Annotated in this window: 15 protein-coding genes and 1 tRNA gene; 11 read left to right on the forward strand and 5 right to left on the reverse strand. The window is 55.8% G+C overall.

Translation table 11 applies throughout. The features are described 5' to 3' along the window. Positions 1-163 precede the first annotated feature (163 nt). Positions 164-1,393: a site-specific integrase gene (locus RIB87_RS06235; protein WP_350144646.1), complete on the forward strand. Its 1,230-nt coding sequence runs from the start codon at positions 164-166 to the stop codon at positions 1,391-1,393. Positions 1,394-2,226: 833 nt separating this feature from the next. Here the strand turns inward: RIB87_RS06235 and RIB87_RS06240 are convergent. Next, on the reverse strand, positions 2,227-2,952 hold the full coding sequence (locus RIB87_RS06240) for a hypothetical protein (RefSeq protein ID WP_350144648.1): 726 nt from the start codon (positions 2,950-2,952) through the stop codon (positions 2,227-2,229). A gap of 151 nt (positions 2,953-3,103) precedes the next feature. Here RIB87_RS06240 and RIB87_RS06245 point away from each other — a divergent pair, with 151 nt between their 5' ends. Next, on the forward strand, positions 3,104-3,292 hold the full coding sequence (locus tag RIB87_RS06245; RefSeq protein ID WP_350144650.1) for a helix-turn-helix domain-containing protein: 189 nt from the start codon (positions 3,104-3,106) through the stop codon (positions 3,290-3,292). Between the two features lie 96 nt (positions 3,293-3,388). Here the strand turns inward: RIB87_RS06245 and RIB87_RS06250 are convergent, their stop codons facing one another. Both RIB87_RS06250 and RIB87_RS06255 read right to left on the reverse strand, forming a co-directional pair. Continuing rightward, entirely contained in the window at positions 3,389-4,750 is a 1,362-nt protein-coding gene (locus tag RIB87_RS06250) for an anti-phage deoxyguanosine triphosphatase (protein WP_350144653.1), read from the reverse strand. An 88-nt stretch (positions 4,751-4,838) separates the two neighbouring features. Beyond that, positions 4,839-5,102, reverse strand: a complete 264-nt coding sequence (locus RIB87_RS06255) for a helix-turn-helix domain-containing protein (protein WP_350144655.1) — start codon at positions 5,100-5,102, stop codon at positions 4,839-4,841. Positions 5,103-5,187: 85 nt separating this feature from the next. Here RIB87_RS06255 and RIB87_RS06260 point away from each other — a divergent pair, with 85 nt between their 5' ends. Then, the gene (locus tag RIB87_RS06260) at positions 5,188-5,538 is read left to right on the forward strand and encodes a hypothetical protein (RefSeq protein WP_350144657.1); all 351 of its coding nucleotides are present in this window, start codon (positions 5,188-5,190) and stop codon (positions 5,536-5,538) included. A 122-nt stretch (positions 5,539-5,660) separates the two neighbouring features. Continuing rightward, positions 5,661-7,151, forward strand: coding sequence for an Eco57I restriction-modification methylase domain-containing protein (locus RIB87_RS06265; RefSeq protein ID WP_350144659.1), 1,491 nt, complete (start codon positions 5,661-5,663; stop codon positions 7,149-7,151). On the opposite strand, the gene RIB87_RS06270 is transcribed toward RIB87_RS06265, so the two are convergent. Continuing rightward, the gene (locus RIB87_RS06270) at positions 7,148-8,200 is read right to left on the reverse strand and encodes a BsuBI/PstI family type II restriction endonuclease (RefSeq protein ID WP_350144662.1); all 1,053 of its coding nucleotides are present in this window, start codon (positions 8,198-8,200) and stop codon (positions 7,148-7,150) included. The genes RIB87_RS06265 and RIB87_RS06270 overlap by 4 nt on opposite strands. Positions 8,201-8,441: 241 nt before the next feature. Between RIB87_RS06270 and RIB87_RS06275 the strand changes: the two genes are divergently transcribed. Then, positions 8,442-9,515: a GmrSD restriction endonuclease domain-containing protein gene (locus RIB87_RS06275; RefSeq protein ID WP_350144664.1), complete on the forward strand. Its 1,074-nt coding sequence runs from the start codon at positions 8,442-8,444 to the stop codon at positions 9,513-9,515. Continuing rightward, positions 9,502-10,482, forward strand: a complete 981-nt coding sequence (locus RIB87_RS06280) for a RelA/SpoT-related domain-containing protein (RefSeq protein ID WP_350144666.1) — start codon at positions 9,502-9,504, stop codon at positions 10,480-10,482. Before RIB87_RS06275 ends, RIB87_RS06280 begins: the two co-directional genes overlap by 14 nt. Before the next feature lie 202 nt (positions 10,483-10,684). On the opposite strand, the gene RIB87_RS06285 is transcribed toward RIB87_RS06280, so the two are convergent. Beyond that, a tRNA-Gly gene (locus RIB87_RS06285) sits at positions 10,685-10,759 on the reverse strand. Positions 10,760-11,059: 300 nt separating this feature from the next. On the opposite strand from RIB87_RS06285, the gene trxA reads away from it, so the two are divergent. Genes trxA through RIB87_RS06310 form a run of 5 tightly spaced genes read left to right on the forward strand, consistent with a single transcriptional unit; the run spans position 11,060 to position 13,894 of the window. Then, a complete protein-coding gene (gene trxA / locus RIB87_RS06290; RefSeq protein ID WP_502943212.1) occupies positions 11,060-12,010 on the forward strand; it encodes a thioredoxin in 951 nt (316 codons plus the stop codon). Between the two features lie 32 nt (positions 12,011-12,042). Beyond that, a complete protein-coding gene (locus tag RIB87_RS06295; RefSeq protein ID WP_350144670.1) occupies positions 12,043-12,726 on the forward strand; it encodes an LON peptidase substrate-binding domain-containing protein in 684 nt (227 codons plus the stop codon). Between the two features lie 33 nt (positions 12,727-12,759). Next, entirely contained in the window at positions 12,760-13,011 is a 252-nt protein-coding gene (locus RIB87_RS06300; RefSeq protein ID WP_350144672.1) for a Trm112 family protein, read from the forward strand. Between the two features lie 4 nt (positions 13,012-13,015). Next, positions 13,016-13,402, forward strand: a complete 387-nt coding sequence (locus RIB87_RS06305; protein ID WP_350144675.1) for a gamma-butyrobetaine hydroxylase family protein — start codon at positions 13,016-13,018, stop codon at positions 13,400-13,402. Between the two features lie 15 nt (positions 13,403-13,417). Beyond that, entirely contained in the window at positions 13,418-13,894 is a 477-nt protein-coding gene (locus RIB87_RS06310; protein ID WP_350144677.1) for an HIT domain-containing protein, read from the forward strand. Positions 13,895-13,931: the final 37 nt, after the last annotated feature.

The raw sequence follows: 13,931 nt of genomic DNA on the forward strand, positions 1-13,931 counted from the left end.
CCAATCAATGCGGGTAGTTCGCAGCGGCAGAGTTCCGCCCCAAAAGGGCCATTGTGGCAGCTCGGTTACATGTTCGGTTACACGAAACACTCCGTACACATACGGAAATTCCTGCGCAGACTACGTCATGATTTTTTCGGTCTTTTGACCAACGGATGAAACTATGTCGTTCAAATCATCAATCACCAAGCGCGTCCGGAAGCGCAAGAACAAAGCCGGTGAGGTCGTGCTGCACACGCGGCATGTCCTCAATTACAAACACCCAGCGGACGGGAAACGTCGGCAGGAGTTTTTCGAGCGTCGCGCCGAAGCACAGGATCGCCAATCACAATTGGCGGCGAGTATCGAGATCGACCCTTTCTTCGATCCGATGAGCGGGCTGACTGTATCCAAGGCCGTCGACCACTGGCTGGAGAACAAACAGAAGCGCGTGAAGGCAAGTAGCTATGCAGCCTGCCTGGCTGTCGTGGAGCACATCCGGGGGCCGGTGTTGATTGGCACACGGGACGAGCGCGCGCAGTTCAAGAAGACGGGCATCGCGCCCGTCGGCACCGACGTGCAGGAGCGCCTCGGCAAGCTCCTGGTGTCGGAGCTGAGAACTGCCCACATCCGCACATGGTTCAACGAAGTCCGAGACACTTCCGGTGCTTACACCGCTCGGCGGGCCAAGTCGTTCTTCGGCAGCGTCCTTGCTTTGTCCGAGGAGGACTTCGGCATCCGCGTTCCTTCCATGCCCACACAGTTGGGCAAGGGTAATCCCAAGACACGCAAATTGATCCTTGAACCGCAGCAAGTTGCCCAGGTTATCCAAGAGGCCCAAGCCGATAGTGAGCACGGCCTCTACTATGCCTTCCCGTTCCTTGCCGGCACCCGACCGAGCGAGCAACTGGGGCTGTTGTGGTCCGAAGTGGACTTTGATCAGAACACGATCCGCATCTGCCGTATCCAGGAGCGGGATGGGACCCTATGCGAGACGACCAAGACGGCCGCAGGGACGCGCGAGGTACCCATGGGCGGTACCCTTAGGGCGATGTTGCTCCAATGGCGCCTCCGATGCCCAAGGGAGGCCGGGGAGCTATATCGCGTGTTCCCCGGTCCCGGTCGACTGCAGCCGTGGCCACTCCCGCGCCTCGGAGGCGGTCCGCTGCTGTATCAGAATTGGCGACGGAGGTACTGGCAGCCCGTGTTCAAGCGGCTGGGTTTGCCATACGTGACGCCCCACTCGGCGAGGCACACCTACATCTCGACGCTACAGGCGCAGGGTATTGAGGTCGGACTAGTGGCCAAGATGGCGGGGCACGCCAATCCGACCGTGACTCTGGGCATCTATACCCAAGCAGTGAGGGGCGGGGAGGACGCTGTCCGGAAGCTCGACGAGGCATATTCGAGGTAGCCCGGGGCCCATCTCATTTTCGCGGCATAGCAGACCGCCCGCCCCGAGACAGAAGCATTTGAGGTAAAAACCTCTTTACACCAGAGCTATCCCACCGCTACACTCTCAACAGTAGGAATAGGAGTTCTTGGCATGCGGGATATTTCAATCAGCATCGATTTGTTCGCCGAGCTTTGGGCTCTACGAGAGCCACAAGAGCAAAGCGAAAACGACATTATTGGCAGGATATTAAAGGACTATGTTGAGATGAAGAGCCCCCCTGGCGCCCCGAACGCAGTAGAGGCGCCGGCTGACCTTCAGAATCAGACACGTACGGCACCAAACCGCAAAGTTCGAGCTCCAAAAGAGGGAAATAGCTCTAAAAGGGCTCGGAAATTGGGTGGTTTAGAACCTGAGCAGCAGGTGGGGAAAATACGCTGGGTGGATGATATTCGTGCCGCGCTGCTTATCCTAGGCGGCAGCGCGACCCTTCATGAAATTTACAAGGAGGTCCGAGTTCAGAGGCAAGAAGCCAACCGGTCCGTTCCTCGGACATTAGAAGCAACTGTGCGACGAACGTTAGAGGACCACTCCTCAGACTCTGCTAACTTCCGAGCTGCAGACCTGTTTAAGAAAGTACGTCGTGGCGAATGGGCGCTACGCTCGCCCTCGGCCTCGGAGGCTTGATTAGAGCGCAAAGTCGGACCACGGCATGCTTACGCCACTAAACCAAGGCGGTACGGGGAGGCGAGGACGCTGTCCGGAAATTGGATGATGCCTATTCGAGTTAACCCGGGAGCACTCTCTTTTTTTTGCAGTGTCGTAGGTCACAGCTCCGCCGCTTCCAAGATGGATCAAGTAGCGGATTCCGTATTGTTCAGCCGATAACCTTCGACAAACCCCGGGTCGAAATCGCGAGCGACCTCCATTGCCCGTGGCGAGAGGTTTGCCAGGTGCTTGGGATTGATCACCAATAGAAAGACAACATGCTTAGTCCGATAGGCCCACACATCGACGGCCGCCAGACTTGACGTGAGCCTCTGCCGGCAGCTTTCGATAAAGGCGTCGCGCTTCACGCGAGGAAAGTGCTGGTAGATCAGCAGCGACTTACCCGCCTGGAAGAATGGAATAGTCTCATCGAGGTAGAGAAACTTAGATGAGTTCTTGCGGCCTCGGGGCAGTGATCCTTCCATCCCATTGTCTGGATCGAAGAAGACGAGATCGCAGTCGGCAAATTGCTTCTCACAATCGGTCCAGTACGCCAGCCTCCCATTTTTGTCATCGGGCAAGACTGAGTTGAAATACTTGGCTTCGGCAATCAGCTTCGCTTGCTCAATGGCCTCCAAGGATCGGTTTGGGTGATCATCGACGACCGTCCTCAAGTGATCGAACAGCCCTGGATCATGTTGGCGAAATTGCTCTGGTTGGCTGAGGTATTCGAGCATCATTCCATCGGGACCGCGATCATCAGGGGTTAGCATCCAGCAGACCCCGATCTTGTGATTGCCCTCCGCCGAAAGCGCTCGCAGCAACGCGTATTTGCGGTAGTCGCTTACATCGGCCACGTATTGTTCTTTCACTTCTGCCACCTCTCCAACGAAAGGGGCAGAGTGCATCAATACCCGATTTTGGGGTACTCTAAATTCGGGTGCCTTTTATGTGCCGTTCCAACAACGGCACAGCACCTTGTCTTCAATACGCTCTGATCTCTATTGGCGCATAATCGAGTTGATGATTCAGGCACGCAAAGATGCCGGAATCACGCAGGCGGAACTCGGCCAACGGATTGGCCAGCGCCAGACCTTCATTTCAAAGGTTGAACTCGGTGAACGGCGGATAGATGTCGCGGAGTTCGTGGAACTCTGCAGCGCTCTTGAGATCGACTACGCGTCGCTCTTGAAGAATGCAGCAAATAGATAGTTGCGCTGCCGTTCAGCTTGAGCCGTGCATTAAGCGAACTAGGCCCCCTTATGGAGCGGGCAGCTCCACACCAGTCATCAAGCAAACTGAAACACATCACAATTTGTCGAAGACCGATCCCATGCGCGGGCTAAACAGCCGCTCATAGGTCTTCAAGAGGTAGGAGTCCGTCATGCCGGCTACATAGTCACAGACCGATCTGTGGATGTGACCTACGTCTTTGCAATTCTCGTAGACGTCAGTCGGCAAAAACTTTCCTGGCTCCGCCAGCATCACTTCAAAGACCGCGATCGCCATCGTCTGACCCTTGAACTCAAGATGTTGAACGCTTGGGCTTAAGATAACGGCTTCGTAGACAAAGTCTTTGAGAGCTCTCACGAAACGATACGCAGCGTCGGGCATCGAAGCACGAAACTTCAAACGGGGCTCTTCGAACTCAGGCTCTTCTCTAATCTGCACGCTTGGGATGACGTAGTTCAGAATACGATTGATTTGGTGCTTTCGTTCTCCGCCTTCGGCGAACAATCTGTCTACAAGTCCTCCGTATATGTCATTGCCGTATTCGTCCTTATAGTCGCTGAGATAGTCGAGCATGCCTTGGCATTTTTCAGACGTGACAGACTTTTCAAATTGCTCGCGCGTCACGAGACGAAGCGCCAAGACATCTTCGAGATCGTGGATGCCGTAGCTGATGTCATCTGCCAAATCCATGATGCTGCAAGCGAATGATTTGTGCTGGGCAGAATGGTGCTTATTGCTCTTGGAATCGAAGCTTTGCAGCAGGTCTCTGTCAGACTGAGAGAGAGGCTCAAGCAACCAATCAACAACATCCTGCTCGCAATCAAGGTAGCATTTGGGCGGCTTCGATGCGTTCCGGTCCAGAATAGCCGTGCCGCTTGTGTTTGACAGCATGGCCGGAAAAAACGCCGGACTACGCGCCTTGCTGAATGGGACTGGATACTTCAGTACACCGAGGAGTGTCTCCCGCGCGAGATTTGATCCAGATTTTGCAGAGAATTTCTCTAGTTTCGACAGTATGCGAAGTGTCTGACCATTGCCTTCAAAGCCGCCATGGTCCCGCATACAATAGTTGAGCGCGACCTCACCACCATGTCCAAATGGGGGGTGGCCCAGGTCATGCGTGCATGCAATGGCTTGCATCATTGAGCGCTCGGGAATGAACTGCACCGCCGCATGCTCTGGAAAAGTGTGAGGTAACTGTTTCGCGAGGCCCCCGGCGATCTGTGCCACCTCAAGCGAATGGGTCAAACGTGTACGATAAAAATCGCTATCGCCGAGGTTGAGGATTTGGGTTTTGCCCTGTAGACGCCGGAATGAAGCTGAGTGGACAACGCGCGCATAGTCCACATCACCAGGAGACCTCGCATCAAAGGGCTTTTGAACGTATTCCTCCATACGATCATGCCAGATCGATTGCGTACCTTTGATATCAGTCATGCCGCCATCTCCTTAACATCATCGCGTTCGTCCGTGCGTTTGCGAGAGAATGCCCCTGATGACTATTTCGATTAGTCCTGAGGTGGGGTCATCCTTTTGGTTTACGCCCACCTTTCAGAGGCGCGGGCGGCTTCTCACCCGGCTTAGGCCGCACAAAGAACTCTACGATATCGACTTCAAGCGCATTCGCTAGCCGGTCAAGGATCACCACAGTCGGGTTCTCCATGCCCCTTTCCATGCGGCTGACATAGGTCCGGTCTACCTCAGCCTCAGCGGCTAAGGCATCCTGGGACAATTCACTCACGACCCGCAATCGGCGCAAGTTGTGCGCCACAACACGTTGGATTTCCATCCAACGAAGGCAACATCTTGTGCGCGATTAAACCACGGATTATAATCCCAGTGTTTATTATACCAATTATAATGGGATGTTTTGGATGTCGATTTTAGTTTGCGACCGCTTGCGCGGCGCGAGAGTTCTAGCCGGAACCACCGTGGCAATCATTCTGTTGAGTAGTTCTTTGGCGCTAGCCGGTAAGGCGTCGCGAGTTCAGGAAGGGTACGTCGGGTGCATCAACGACGATGCGCTCGATGAGTTTATCGGGGCAGCTATCGACAAGAACCAGCGCCAGATGGATAGCCTGAGCGCGTCTGGGCAATGCTTTTATGTTGGGGGGCTGGAATTCGACTATGTTGACGCTGGGTTCATGACCAGCGAGATCCGCGTCTATGTGCCAGGCGGAGGGTCGCTGGTTCTGTTCATCCCGACCGAGGGAACACGAGAGTAAATCGCGACACGAACAAGCAGGGGAAATCGAGCATGGACCGTGCGATCACTACGTGCGCGCATTATGAATTGCAGTATAATCGTAGAGTTGACGCGCTTTGACCTTCCGAGCCATACGCAAAGATGTTGACGAAAATCAAAAATCCCAAACATTCAGGCCCCATGCCAACAATAACTGCTCTTGCTGACAGGGTGCGGCGCGATGTGTCTCCTCGGTTGGATGGCAAAACGCGGGAAGAACTTGGCCAGTTCCTGACCCCGGAGTCGATTGCCCGCGACATGGCGACAATGTTTGGTCAACTGCCGCAGGATGTTGTCTTGCTGGACGCTGGGGCTGGCGTGGGCTCCTTAACAGCCGCGTTCGTATCGGAGGCCCTCTCTAGAGATGAGCCACCGCGCTCAATCACCGTCACTAGTTTCGAGGTTGACGAGGGGCTAGCCCAGCTTCTTGCGGAAACGCTAGAGCGTTGTCGCGAGGCCTGTGAGGGAGCCGGGGTTCGCTTCGCATCTAAAGTAGTCTGTGATGACTATATTCTGTATTCGGCTGAACCGCTTCTCACAATGGTCGACAGTTTTAACTGCGCCATCCTCAACCCGCCTTACGCAAAGCTCAACAGCGCCTCACGCTGGCGGCAAGCCCTACGCTCGCAAGGCATAGAGACAGTCAACCTCTATTCGGCCTTTGTCTCACTCGCCGTCAACCAGCTAGAACCCAGCGGCGAGCTTGTCGCCATCACACCACGCTCATTCTGCAACGGGCCGTACTACCAACCCTTCCGCCGCCACGTGTTAGATTCATCCAGCATTGAACGCCTTTATCTCTTCGAATCACGAAAGACGGCCTTCAAAGACGACGCCGTCCTGCAGGAGAACGTCATCTTTCACCTTCGCAAAGGCAAACCGCAATCCAAACTAGTCCACCTTGAAACAGATGGCGGCGATACTCGAGAGGTCCCATTTGAGGAGATTGTTCTACCGGATGACGAACACCACTTCATCCGACTGACCATCTCGAAAGAAGACGCTGAGCTGGCCGAGCGGGTACAGGCGCTGCCTTCCACACTGGTCGACCTCGGCTTGAATGTATCAACCGGCCGCATTGTCGATTTCAGAGCAAAGGAAGCCCTACGCAAGACGCACGGAAATGATACCGCTCCCCTGATCTACCCAGCTCATCTTCGGGACGGAGGTGTTCGCTGGCCTATCCCAGACTTCAAGAAGTACAACGCGATCGAAGTTACCGAGCGCATAGAGCGTGAGCTCGTTCCGCCGGGCCGTTACCTCCTCGCCAAGAGGTTTTCCTCAAAGGAAGAGAAGCGGCGGCTAGTCGTATCCGTGTATGATGCCGTGGCCCCGGCCGCGTTCGACAATAAGCTGAACTTTTTCCATTGCGACGGCAAAGGACTCCCAGATGAGCTCGCTCTCGGGCTCGCTGCCTTTCTAAATTCGACTGCCGTGGATGACTACTTCCGGCTTTTCTCCGGCCATACGCAGGTCAACGCCACAGACCTGCGGAACCTCCACTATCCTGCGCGAGACGTTCTCGAGGCCCTTGGCCGGGCAGACCTGGGCGGGCAGGAGAAAATTGATGCGGCAGTAGAGGCGCTCTTTTAGCCAGACAGCAGCAATTGCTTCGCCGGGTCATCCCGAATCCAGATGTAAGTATTAACCGCGACATTGCGCTGGGCTCCTTGCCGAGCGGCTGCCTCTTTCCACGTACGGTATGCCGTAGTGAAGCCCACGCCAGCCTTGCCACACCGATGGGCGAAGGCCTGCATCCCTTTGACTTTATGCGCGTCCACTTCCCCGTCGCTGGTCACAGCCTCTATCACCCACAGCCAATCTGTTTCCGGGTGCCTGAGGAGAACGTCGGGCATCGGGTCGGCAAGCGTGAGAACCGCGCCAGCGGCCTCCATCTTGGCGCGTTCCTCGGGACTGATTCGGTCCCCATCGCTGTCGTCCACATAAAGAACCTCGTACCCCGCGAGAAAGCGCGGGGCATAATACTCGACACAATCATTGATAAGCGCAGCGTGCCCAGTGTCTGAGGCCGCCTTCGCCGCCGCTGCCATCTTAGCTTGGAATGCCAACCGCTCCCGGGCCATCTCGGAAGCGGCCCATGCATCGAGGCTCTCCTGCCACTCCCCATCCGGCGCTGTTAGTATCTCCCGGAAGGCCGCCTCAAGCCTGTAGGAGGAGTTGGGGCTCTTCGCTTTGGTGTGGCCCGGGACGAATTCACCGCGGTCGAGCGTGACGGCCTCGATGCCCCCCAGATCACGGAGCGGTTTGATCCAGTAATCCCGGCCCTCCCGATCTAGCTTTCCGGCACCACGCTGTAGGATGCCGATATGACAGGCAAGGTGCGCTGTCGACGCGCCGTCGGATAGCGTTGAACCCTTTGGAGCCTTTGAGAACCAGCTAAGAGTCTCGTCGTCTAAAAGTGCAAAGACGGCATCAATGAGATCATTATTACCTTGGAGATCAAGATGCCTGAGAACCCGCCGAATCTTATCCTTGGTAACCCCTTGGTATTGATCTGACACAGCCCGACCGTACTCTGCTACCCGCCTTTCCCTTAGACCCTGCACTTTCCCATCCAGCGCCATACCCATCTCCGCATAAAGCGTTGAAAATTGAATCGATGCCACAAAGACACGGGTCAAGCCAGCTCTATCGATTTCCTGACAATCTCCGCGACCGACCACAAACGCCCATCTGCGGGGCATTAATATGGCGCCATATCCAGCAGCTCGCCACACCCCTTTGCGAAAGCGTTTTCTGACAGGCTTCAAAAGGGGCGCTATAGATGTCAGCTGAGATAATAGTGCCGGGCACCAGCTCTACAGCACATCCGGCCCGCCTCAACGACCATAGATTTTTCAGGCCAGACGAAGGATCACAGCAATGCCCCGTTCTATTTCACAGCAGGATGTCAGCTGGTTTCTAGACCTGCATGAGAAGAACCAACTTGATCTCGACCCTCCGTATCAAAGACGGAGCGTCTGGACACTTAGCGACAAGCGGTTTTTCATAGACACCATCCTGAATGACTATCCAGCGCCTCCCATCTTTCTACACAAGTCGCTAGACGAAGGCGGTAGGCCCACATATCACGTCGTTGATGGCAAGCAACGACTTACTACCATAATTGATTTTGTCGCCGGTAAAATCCGTATACCCGACGACTTTGGCGATACCAGCTTGCAGAAGAAACGATGGAAAGACTTGCAGCGCGAAACTCGCGAAGCATTCTGGAACTATGTCCTTATCGTCGAGATGCTGCCAAGCGTTGACGAAGCTTCCGTAAGAGACACGTTTGAGCGAATTAACAGGAATTCGAGGAAACTCGAGCGACAAGAAATCCGCCACGCAAAGTTTGATGGTTGGCTGATAAATTCCGTCGAAACCGAGGCCAACAGAGATGAGTGGAAAGAGTTCGGCATAGTAACAACGGCACGCGCTAAACGTATGTCAGACGTCCAATTCATTTCGGAATTATATGCAGTTGTCCTCAAACGCAAACTGAACGGCTTCGATCAAGATTGGCTGGACAATCTTTACGCAGAATATGAGGACCCCCAAGAAGATCCTTTGTTCATCGAACAAAATTTCGCAGAGGTCTTCGAGAAAACAAAGAAAGTTGTTGGGGAAGTTTTAGAGCACTGCCCCGACATCAAGAACCACACCAAAGTACTGGTACATTTTTACACGCTTTGGGGGTTCTTGGTGCTGCACACCGACAAAAAATTTGATCCAAAGGTTTTTGCAGACAAGTACATCACTTTCATGAACAACGTGACAGAGGAGATAAAAGCAGCGGCATCCGACAACCCCAGCCCCACAGTGGATGAGGCAATCCGCATCTACGCAGCCAACTCACGCGGAGCGAGCACAGATCATACCCCGCGCGCGGCACGTCTCAGTCAACTGGTAACCGCAATGGCAGGGATCCAAGGCGTCAACCATGAAGGTAGCTAATGGAATCCGCAACACGTTCCATGAACAACATCCGTTCTTCGAGCGCTTGGCGGAGGAGGTTGAAGGAAAGCTCGGTGGGCAGGTTGTTCAAAGAGGTTGGTTCTTCGTCCACAGACTTAAGGAACTAGAGAGTTTTGCGCTCAAAGTCGAAACGGGGCGCGTGGAGCATCCTGATCGCATGGATGACTTTTTTGCTTGCACAATTGTTGTTCCGACGGTCGCTCAGATCGATGACGCAGAGACCCTCGTTCGCTCGATTTACAAAGTAGTCGAGCGGCGCCCGAACGACAAAGATAGAACCCACAAGAAGGCATCGGATTTTGTATTCGATGATCTGCGAATTTATTTGCAGCGACAACCTTCAGACACGGGGCGGAACGCCGACCTAGATGAGTTGGTGTTCGAGGTACAAATCAAAACTATCTTGCAACATGCTTGGAGCATCGCTTCACATGATCTGATCTACAAGACAGACGCCATTAGTTGGTCGAAAGAGCGTATCGCGTTTCAGGTCAAAGCGATGCTTGAACATGCAGAAATAGCCATTGCGGAAGCTGAGCAATTGGCAAAGTCGTCAGTGATGTTGGTGAGTGACCAAAATACTGAAGATACTTTAACTGTCGTCACCGCCCTTCGCTCGTTTTGGGATGCAGAGCGCCTGCCGACAGACATCAAACGGCTTGCCGAGAACGTAAGGGGAGTGCTCGAAGCCTGTGAACTACAACCTAAAGCTTTGCCAGACCTTCTAGAGGATGAGCGCAACCGCATTGGCTTTATCCCGAAAGACCTCGCTCCATACGCTTTTTTTGTACAGGCACTCGCCCATGCCAAGTCACTCGATCTGGAAAAGAAACTGAACAGCCACAAGAATAGGCGCATCAAGATTTTTGTGCATGACGATATGGAGCTACCAACCTGGATGAAAGACGACCACAAGCGGATTGTTCGCCTAAAGAAGAATACTTAAGCTGACAGCAAACGCGCACAGCCTCATACGCACTAGCGCCCCACTGTATTCCTCTAAAGAGTTGGGTGCAGAGCTGCAGACCGGGACACTCTCAGCCGTTCATGTAACCCACGCGTAACCGAAGGGCGCATGGGAGCCCCAAACGCCCGCAAGTTGAGCAAATGAAATTGGCGGAAAAGCACCACTCTAAGCGCTAAGAAATTGGAGCGGGCGATGAGATTCGAACTCACGACCCCAACCTTGGCAAGGTTGTGCTCTACCCCTGAGCTACGCCCGCTCTGACGTGGCCTGCATGTCGCAGGCCGGGCGGGCCTGTGTGCCCACCCCCAAGGGAGCGGTGTTATTGCGCAAGAAATGTATGATTGCAAGAGGCTAGATGGCCCCCGCAATGGTGATGCCCACACCGAGCGCACCCCTCTTGAACTCCCTCGTTAGGTGCATACCGGGAGATGTTCACGCCCGGCCCCTCTGCATATGTGCAACCGCCCCGTGCTATAGTGGGCAAAAGCCCCCCTCACCCCATATTGGGTGGTGCGGCGGAGCTCCAACAGCAAAACAAGAGCGCACGCAGGAGAACATGATGAGCGATATTTCAGGCATCGGCAGCCCGCCCGACGACGCACCCAAAGTCCAGGCCCCTGGCGGCGCTGCAGACCTCATCAAGGATGCCACCACCCAGACATTTGCCACCGATGTGCTGGATGCCAGCGCGCATACCCCCATCATAGTCGATTTCTGGGCCCCGTGGTGCGGTCCCTGCAAGCAATTGACGCCGATACTTGAAAAAGTCGTGCAGCAGGCCGGCGGCGCCGTGCGCCTGGTGAAAATGAACATTGACGACCACCCCGAGGTCGCCCAGCAACTTCGTGTGCAGTCCATTCCCGCCGTGTTTGCGTTCAAGAACGGCCAGCCGGTGGATGGCTTCATGGGCGCGCTGCCTGAAAGCCAGATCAAGCGCTTCGTCGAAGCGCTGGCGGGCGGTGCCCTTGAGCCCACCCAGAGCGAACAGATGCTGGAAGCCGCCGCACAGGCGCTGGACGCTGGCGACATCGGCACCGCCGCACAGGCATTTGCCGCCGTCCTGCAGGAAGAGCGCGAGAACCCAAAGGCCATCGCCGGACTGGCGCGCTGCTATATCGCATCCGGCGATCACGACCGTGCCGGCGAGGTGCTGGGTCTGGCGCAGGGCAACGCAGCCAACGATCCTGATATTGCCGGTGCCCGCGCGGCGCTTGAGCTGGCCCAGGCAGGCCCTGCCACGCCGGAAATCGACCTCGCCCCTCTGCACGCCAAGCTCGAGGCTGATCCCAACGACCATGCAACCCGTCTGGAGCTTGCCGTGGCGCTCAATGCCGTTGGCGACCGCAGTGCCGCAACCGACCAGCTAATTGAAAGCGTCCGCCGTGACCGGGCATGGAACGATGAGGCCGCCCGCGCGCAGTTGCTGCAGTTCTTTGAGGCGTGGGGCCCAATGGATGAGGCCACTCAGACGGGCCGCCGCAAACTCTCCTCTGTTTTGTTTTCCTAGACCTTCATCTACGCCCGCCACAGAAAGCCGCTATGACCTCGCGCTATCAGTCGATCAAAGACCTTCCGGCCAAGCTCCCCATCTTCCCGTTGGGGGGTGCATTGTTGTTGCCGCGCGGGATTTTGCCGCTCAATATTTTCGAGCAGCGCTATCTGGCGATGGTGGATGCAGCATTGCGTTCCGGCAACCGGATGATCGGCATGATCCAGCCCAAGGGCAACGATGCCGGCTTTGGTCAGTCAGATGCCAAAGCACGCCCTGCAATCCATCAGGTGGGATGCGTCGGCCGCATCACCGGCTTCAATGAAACAGAAGACGGGCGCATCCTGATGACGCTCACCGGGATATGCCGGTTCAAGGTCGCGCAGGAACTGGACGCCATGACGCCGTACCGGCAGGTCACCGCAGACTATGCGCCGTTTCATGGTGACCTTGCCGCAGGCGACGGCGAAGACGATGTGAACCGCAAGGGCCTGCTGGATATTCTCAGGCGCTATCTTGAATCCAACGGGATGCAGGCCGACTGGGACGCCATTGAGCGCTCCTCCAACGAGGCTCTGGTGAACTCCCTCTCCATGATTTCGCCGTTTGGTCCGCAGGAAAAGCAGGCGATGCTTGAAGCGCCAACGCTGGAGCAGCGCAACCAGATTTTGATTGCCCTTGCCGAGATGGCGCTGGCGCAAACCCAGGCTGATGATGATACAACGCTGCAATAGCAGCACCTTGAAGACGACACAGGACACAGTGCCATGAGCGACGCCAAATCACCTGACGCCATTCCCGGTGCCGACAGCACACTGCGCGCTGCCGCAGGCGAGGTGGACCCCAAGCTGCTGGAGATCCTTGTGTGCCCTGTGACCCGCGACACGCTGCACTATGACCGCGACAAACAGGAACTGGTCAGCAGGAGCGCCCGCCTCGCCTACCCGATCCGCGACGGCATTCCCATCATGCTGCCCGAAGAAGCCCGCTCCCTTGATGATGCGCCGACAGGTGCCTGAACCGATGAGCACCACCAAAGCCGCCGCCGCAACAACCGCTCGCCCCTGGCCGACAGAACTGCGGCTCAAAAAAAGCGAGCGCGTTCTGGAGGTCGATTTTGACGACGGCAACACATTTGCCATCAGTGCCGAGTTGCTGCGCGTCGAAAGCCCGTCCGCCGAAGTACAGGGCCACGGCTCAGGCCAGAAAAAAACCGTGCCCGGCAAGCGCGCCGTTGCCATTGAAAAGGTGGAACCTGTCGGCACCTACGCCGTGCGCCTGATCTTCTCCGACAGCCACGACTCAGGCCTGTTCACCTGGGACTACCTGCACGAGCTTGGCCGCGATGCCGACGCCAAAATGGATGCCTACCTCAGCGCTCTCGACGAAAAAGGCTTGAGCCGCGACTAGGGTGGCCCGACACTCGTGTCCAGCCATTTGGAGGGACACATGCTTAGCCGTTTCAAAATCCCGCTCATCGCACTTGCTGCATTCGCCATCGGCCAACTGGGACCGCTAACATGGGTGTTCTGGCAGGCCGCTGAATGGCGGCTCCCGCAGATCAAGGCGGAGAGCCTTGCCGAACCAAGTCCGTTTGAAACGATGTCAGAAGACGTCTGGATCGCGCAGACGCAGAACGCATTCGCGATTGAAGTGAAGAAAGAGAAGTTGGCCCCGGTCCATCTTCTGGTCATTTCAAAACAACGCTACGAGACGATACTCGACGTTCCGGCTGATATCCGTGGTGAGATGCTCAATTTTGCAGTCGAGCTTGCGCGCGCCCAAGGCGTTGCAGATAGCGGATTTCGTCTGACCACCAACACCAATCCGCAAGGGGCTCAAACGGTTTATCACGTTCATATTCATGTCATTGGCGGGCGCCAGATGGGGTGGCTTGGATAGCACAGTTGTGCTGGCTCCCCGCCATCCCCATATCTGC

The sequence above is a fragment of the Pyruvatibacter sp. genome (assembly GCF_040219635.1).
In the GTDB taxonomy this organism is placed as follows: domain Bacteria; phylum Pseudomonadota; class Alphaproteobacteria; order CGMCC-115125; family CGMCC-115125; genus Pyruvatibacter.

Coding starts and splice junctions, on each gene's coding strand:
- trxA (WP_502943212.1), top strand. CDS start 11,060: ATGATGAGCGATATTTCAGGCATCGGCAGCCCGCCCGACGACGCACCC.
- RIB87_RS06265 (WP_350144659.1), top strand. CDS start 5,661: ATGTTGACGAAAATCAAAAATCCCAAACATTCAGGCCCCATGCCAACA.
- RIB87_RS06235 (WP_350144646.1), top strand. CDS start 164: ATGTCGTTCAAATCATCAATCACCAAGCGCGTCCGGAAGCGCAAGAAC.
- RIB87_RS06260 (WP_350144657.1), top strand. CDS start 5,188: ATGTCGATTTTAGTTTGCGACCGCTTGCGCGGCGCGAGAGTTCTAGCC.
- RIB87_RS06275 (WP_350144664.1), top strand. CDS start 8,442: ATGCCCCGTTCTATTTCACAGCAGGATGTCAGCTGGTTTCTAGACCTG.
- RIB87_RS06300 (WP_350144672.1), top strand. CDS start 12,760: ATGAGCGACGCCAAATCACCTGACGCCATTCCCGGTGCCGACAGCACA.
- RIB87_RS06305 (WP_350144675.1), top strand. CDS start 13,016: ATGAGCACCACCAAAGCCGCCGCCGCAACAACCGCTCGCCCCTGGCCG.
- RIB87_RS06280 (WP_350144666.1), top strand. CDS start 9,502: ATGAAGGTAGCTAATGGAATCCGCAACACGTTCCATGAACAACATCCG.
- RIB87_RS06250 (WP_350144653.1), bottom strand. CDS start 4,750: ATGACTGATATCAAAGGTACGCAATCGATCTGGCATGATCGTATGGAG.
- RIB87_RS06245 (WP_350144650.1), top strand. CDS start 3,104: ATGATTCAGGCACGCAAAGATGCCGGAATCACGCAGGCGGAACTCGGC.
- RIB87_RS06255 (WP_350144655.1), bottom strand. CDS start 5,102: ATGGAAATCCAACGTGTTGTGGCGCACAACTTGCGCCGATTGCGGGTC.
- RIB87_RS06295 (WP_350144670.1), top strand. CDS start 12,043: ATGACCTCGCGCTATCAGTCGATCAAAGACCTTCCGGCCAAGCTCCCC.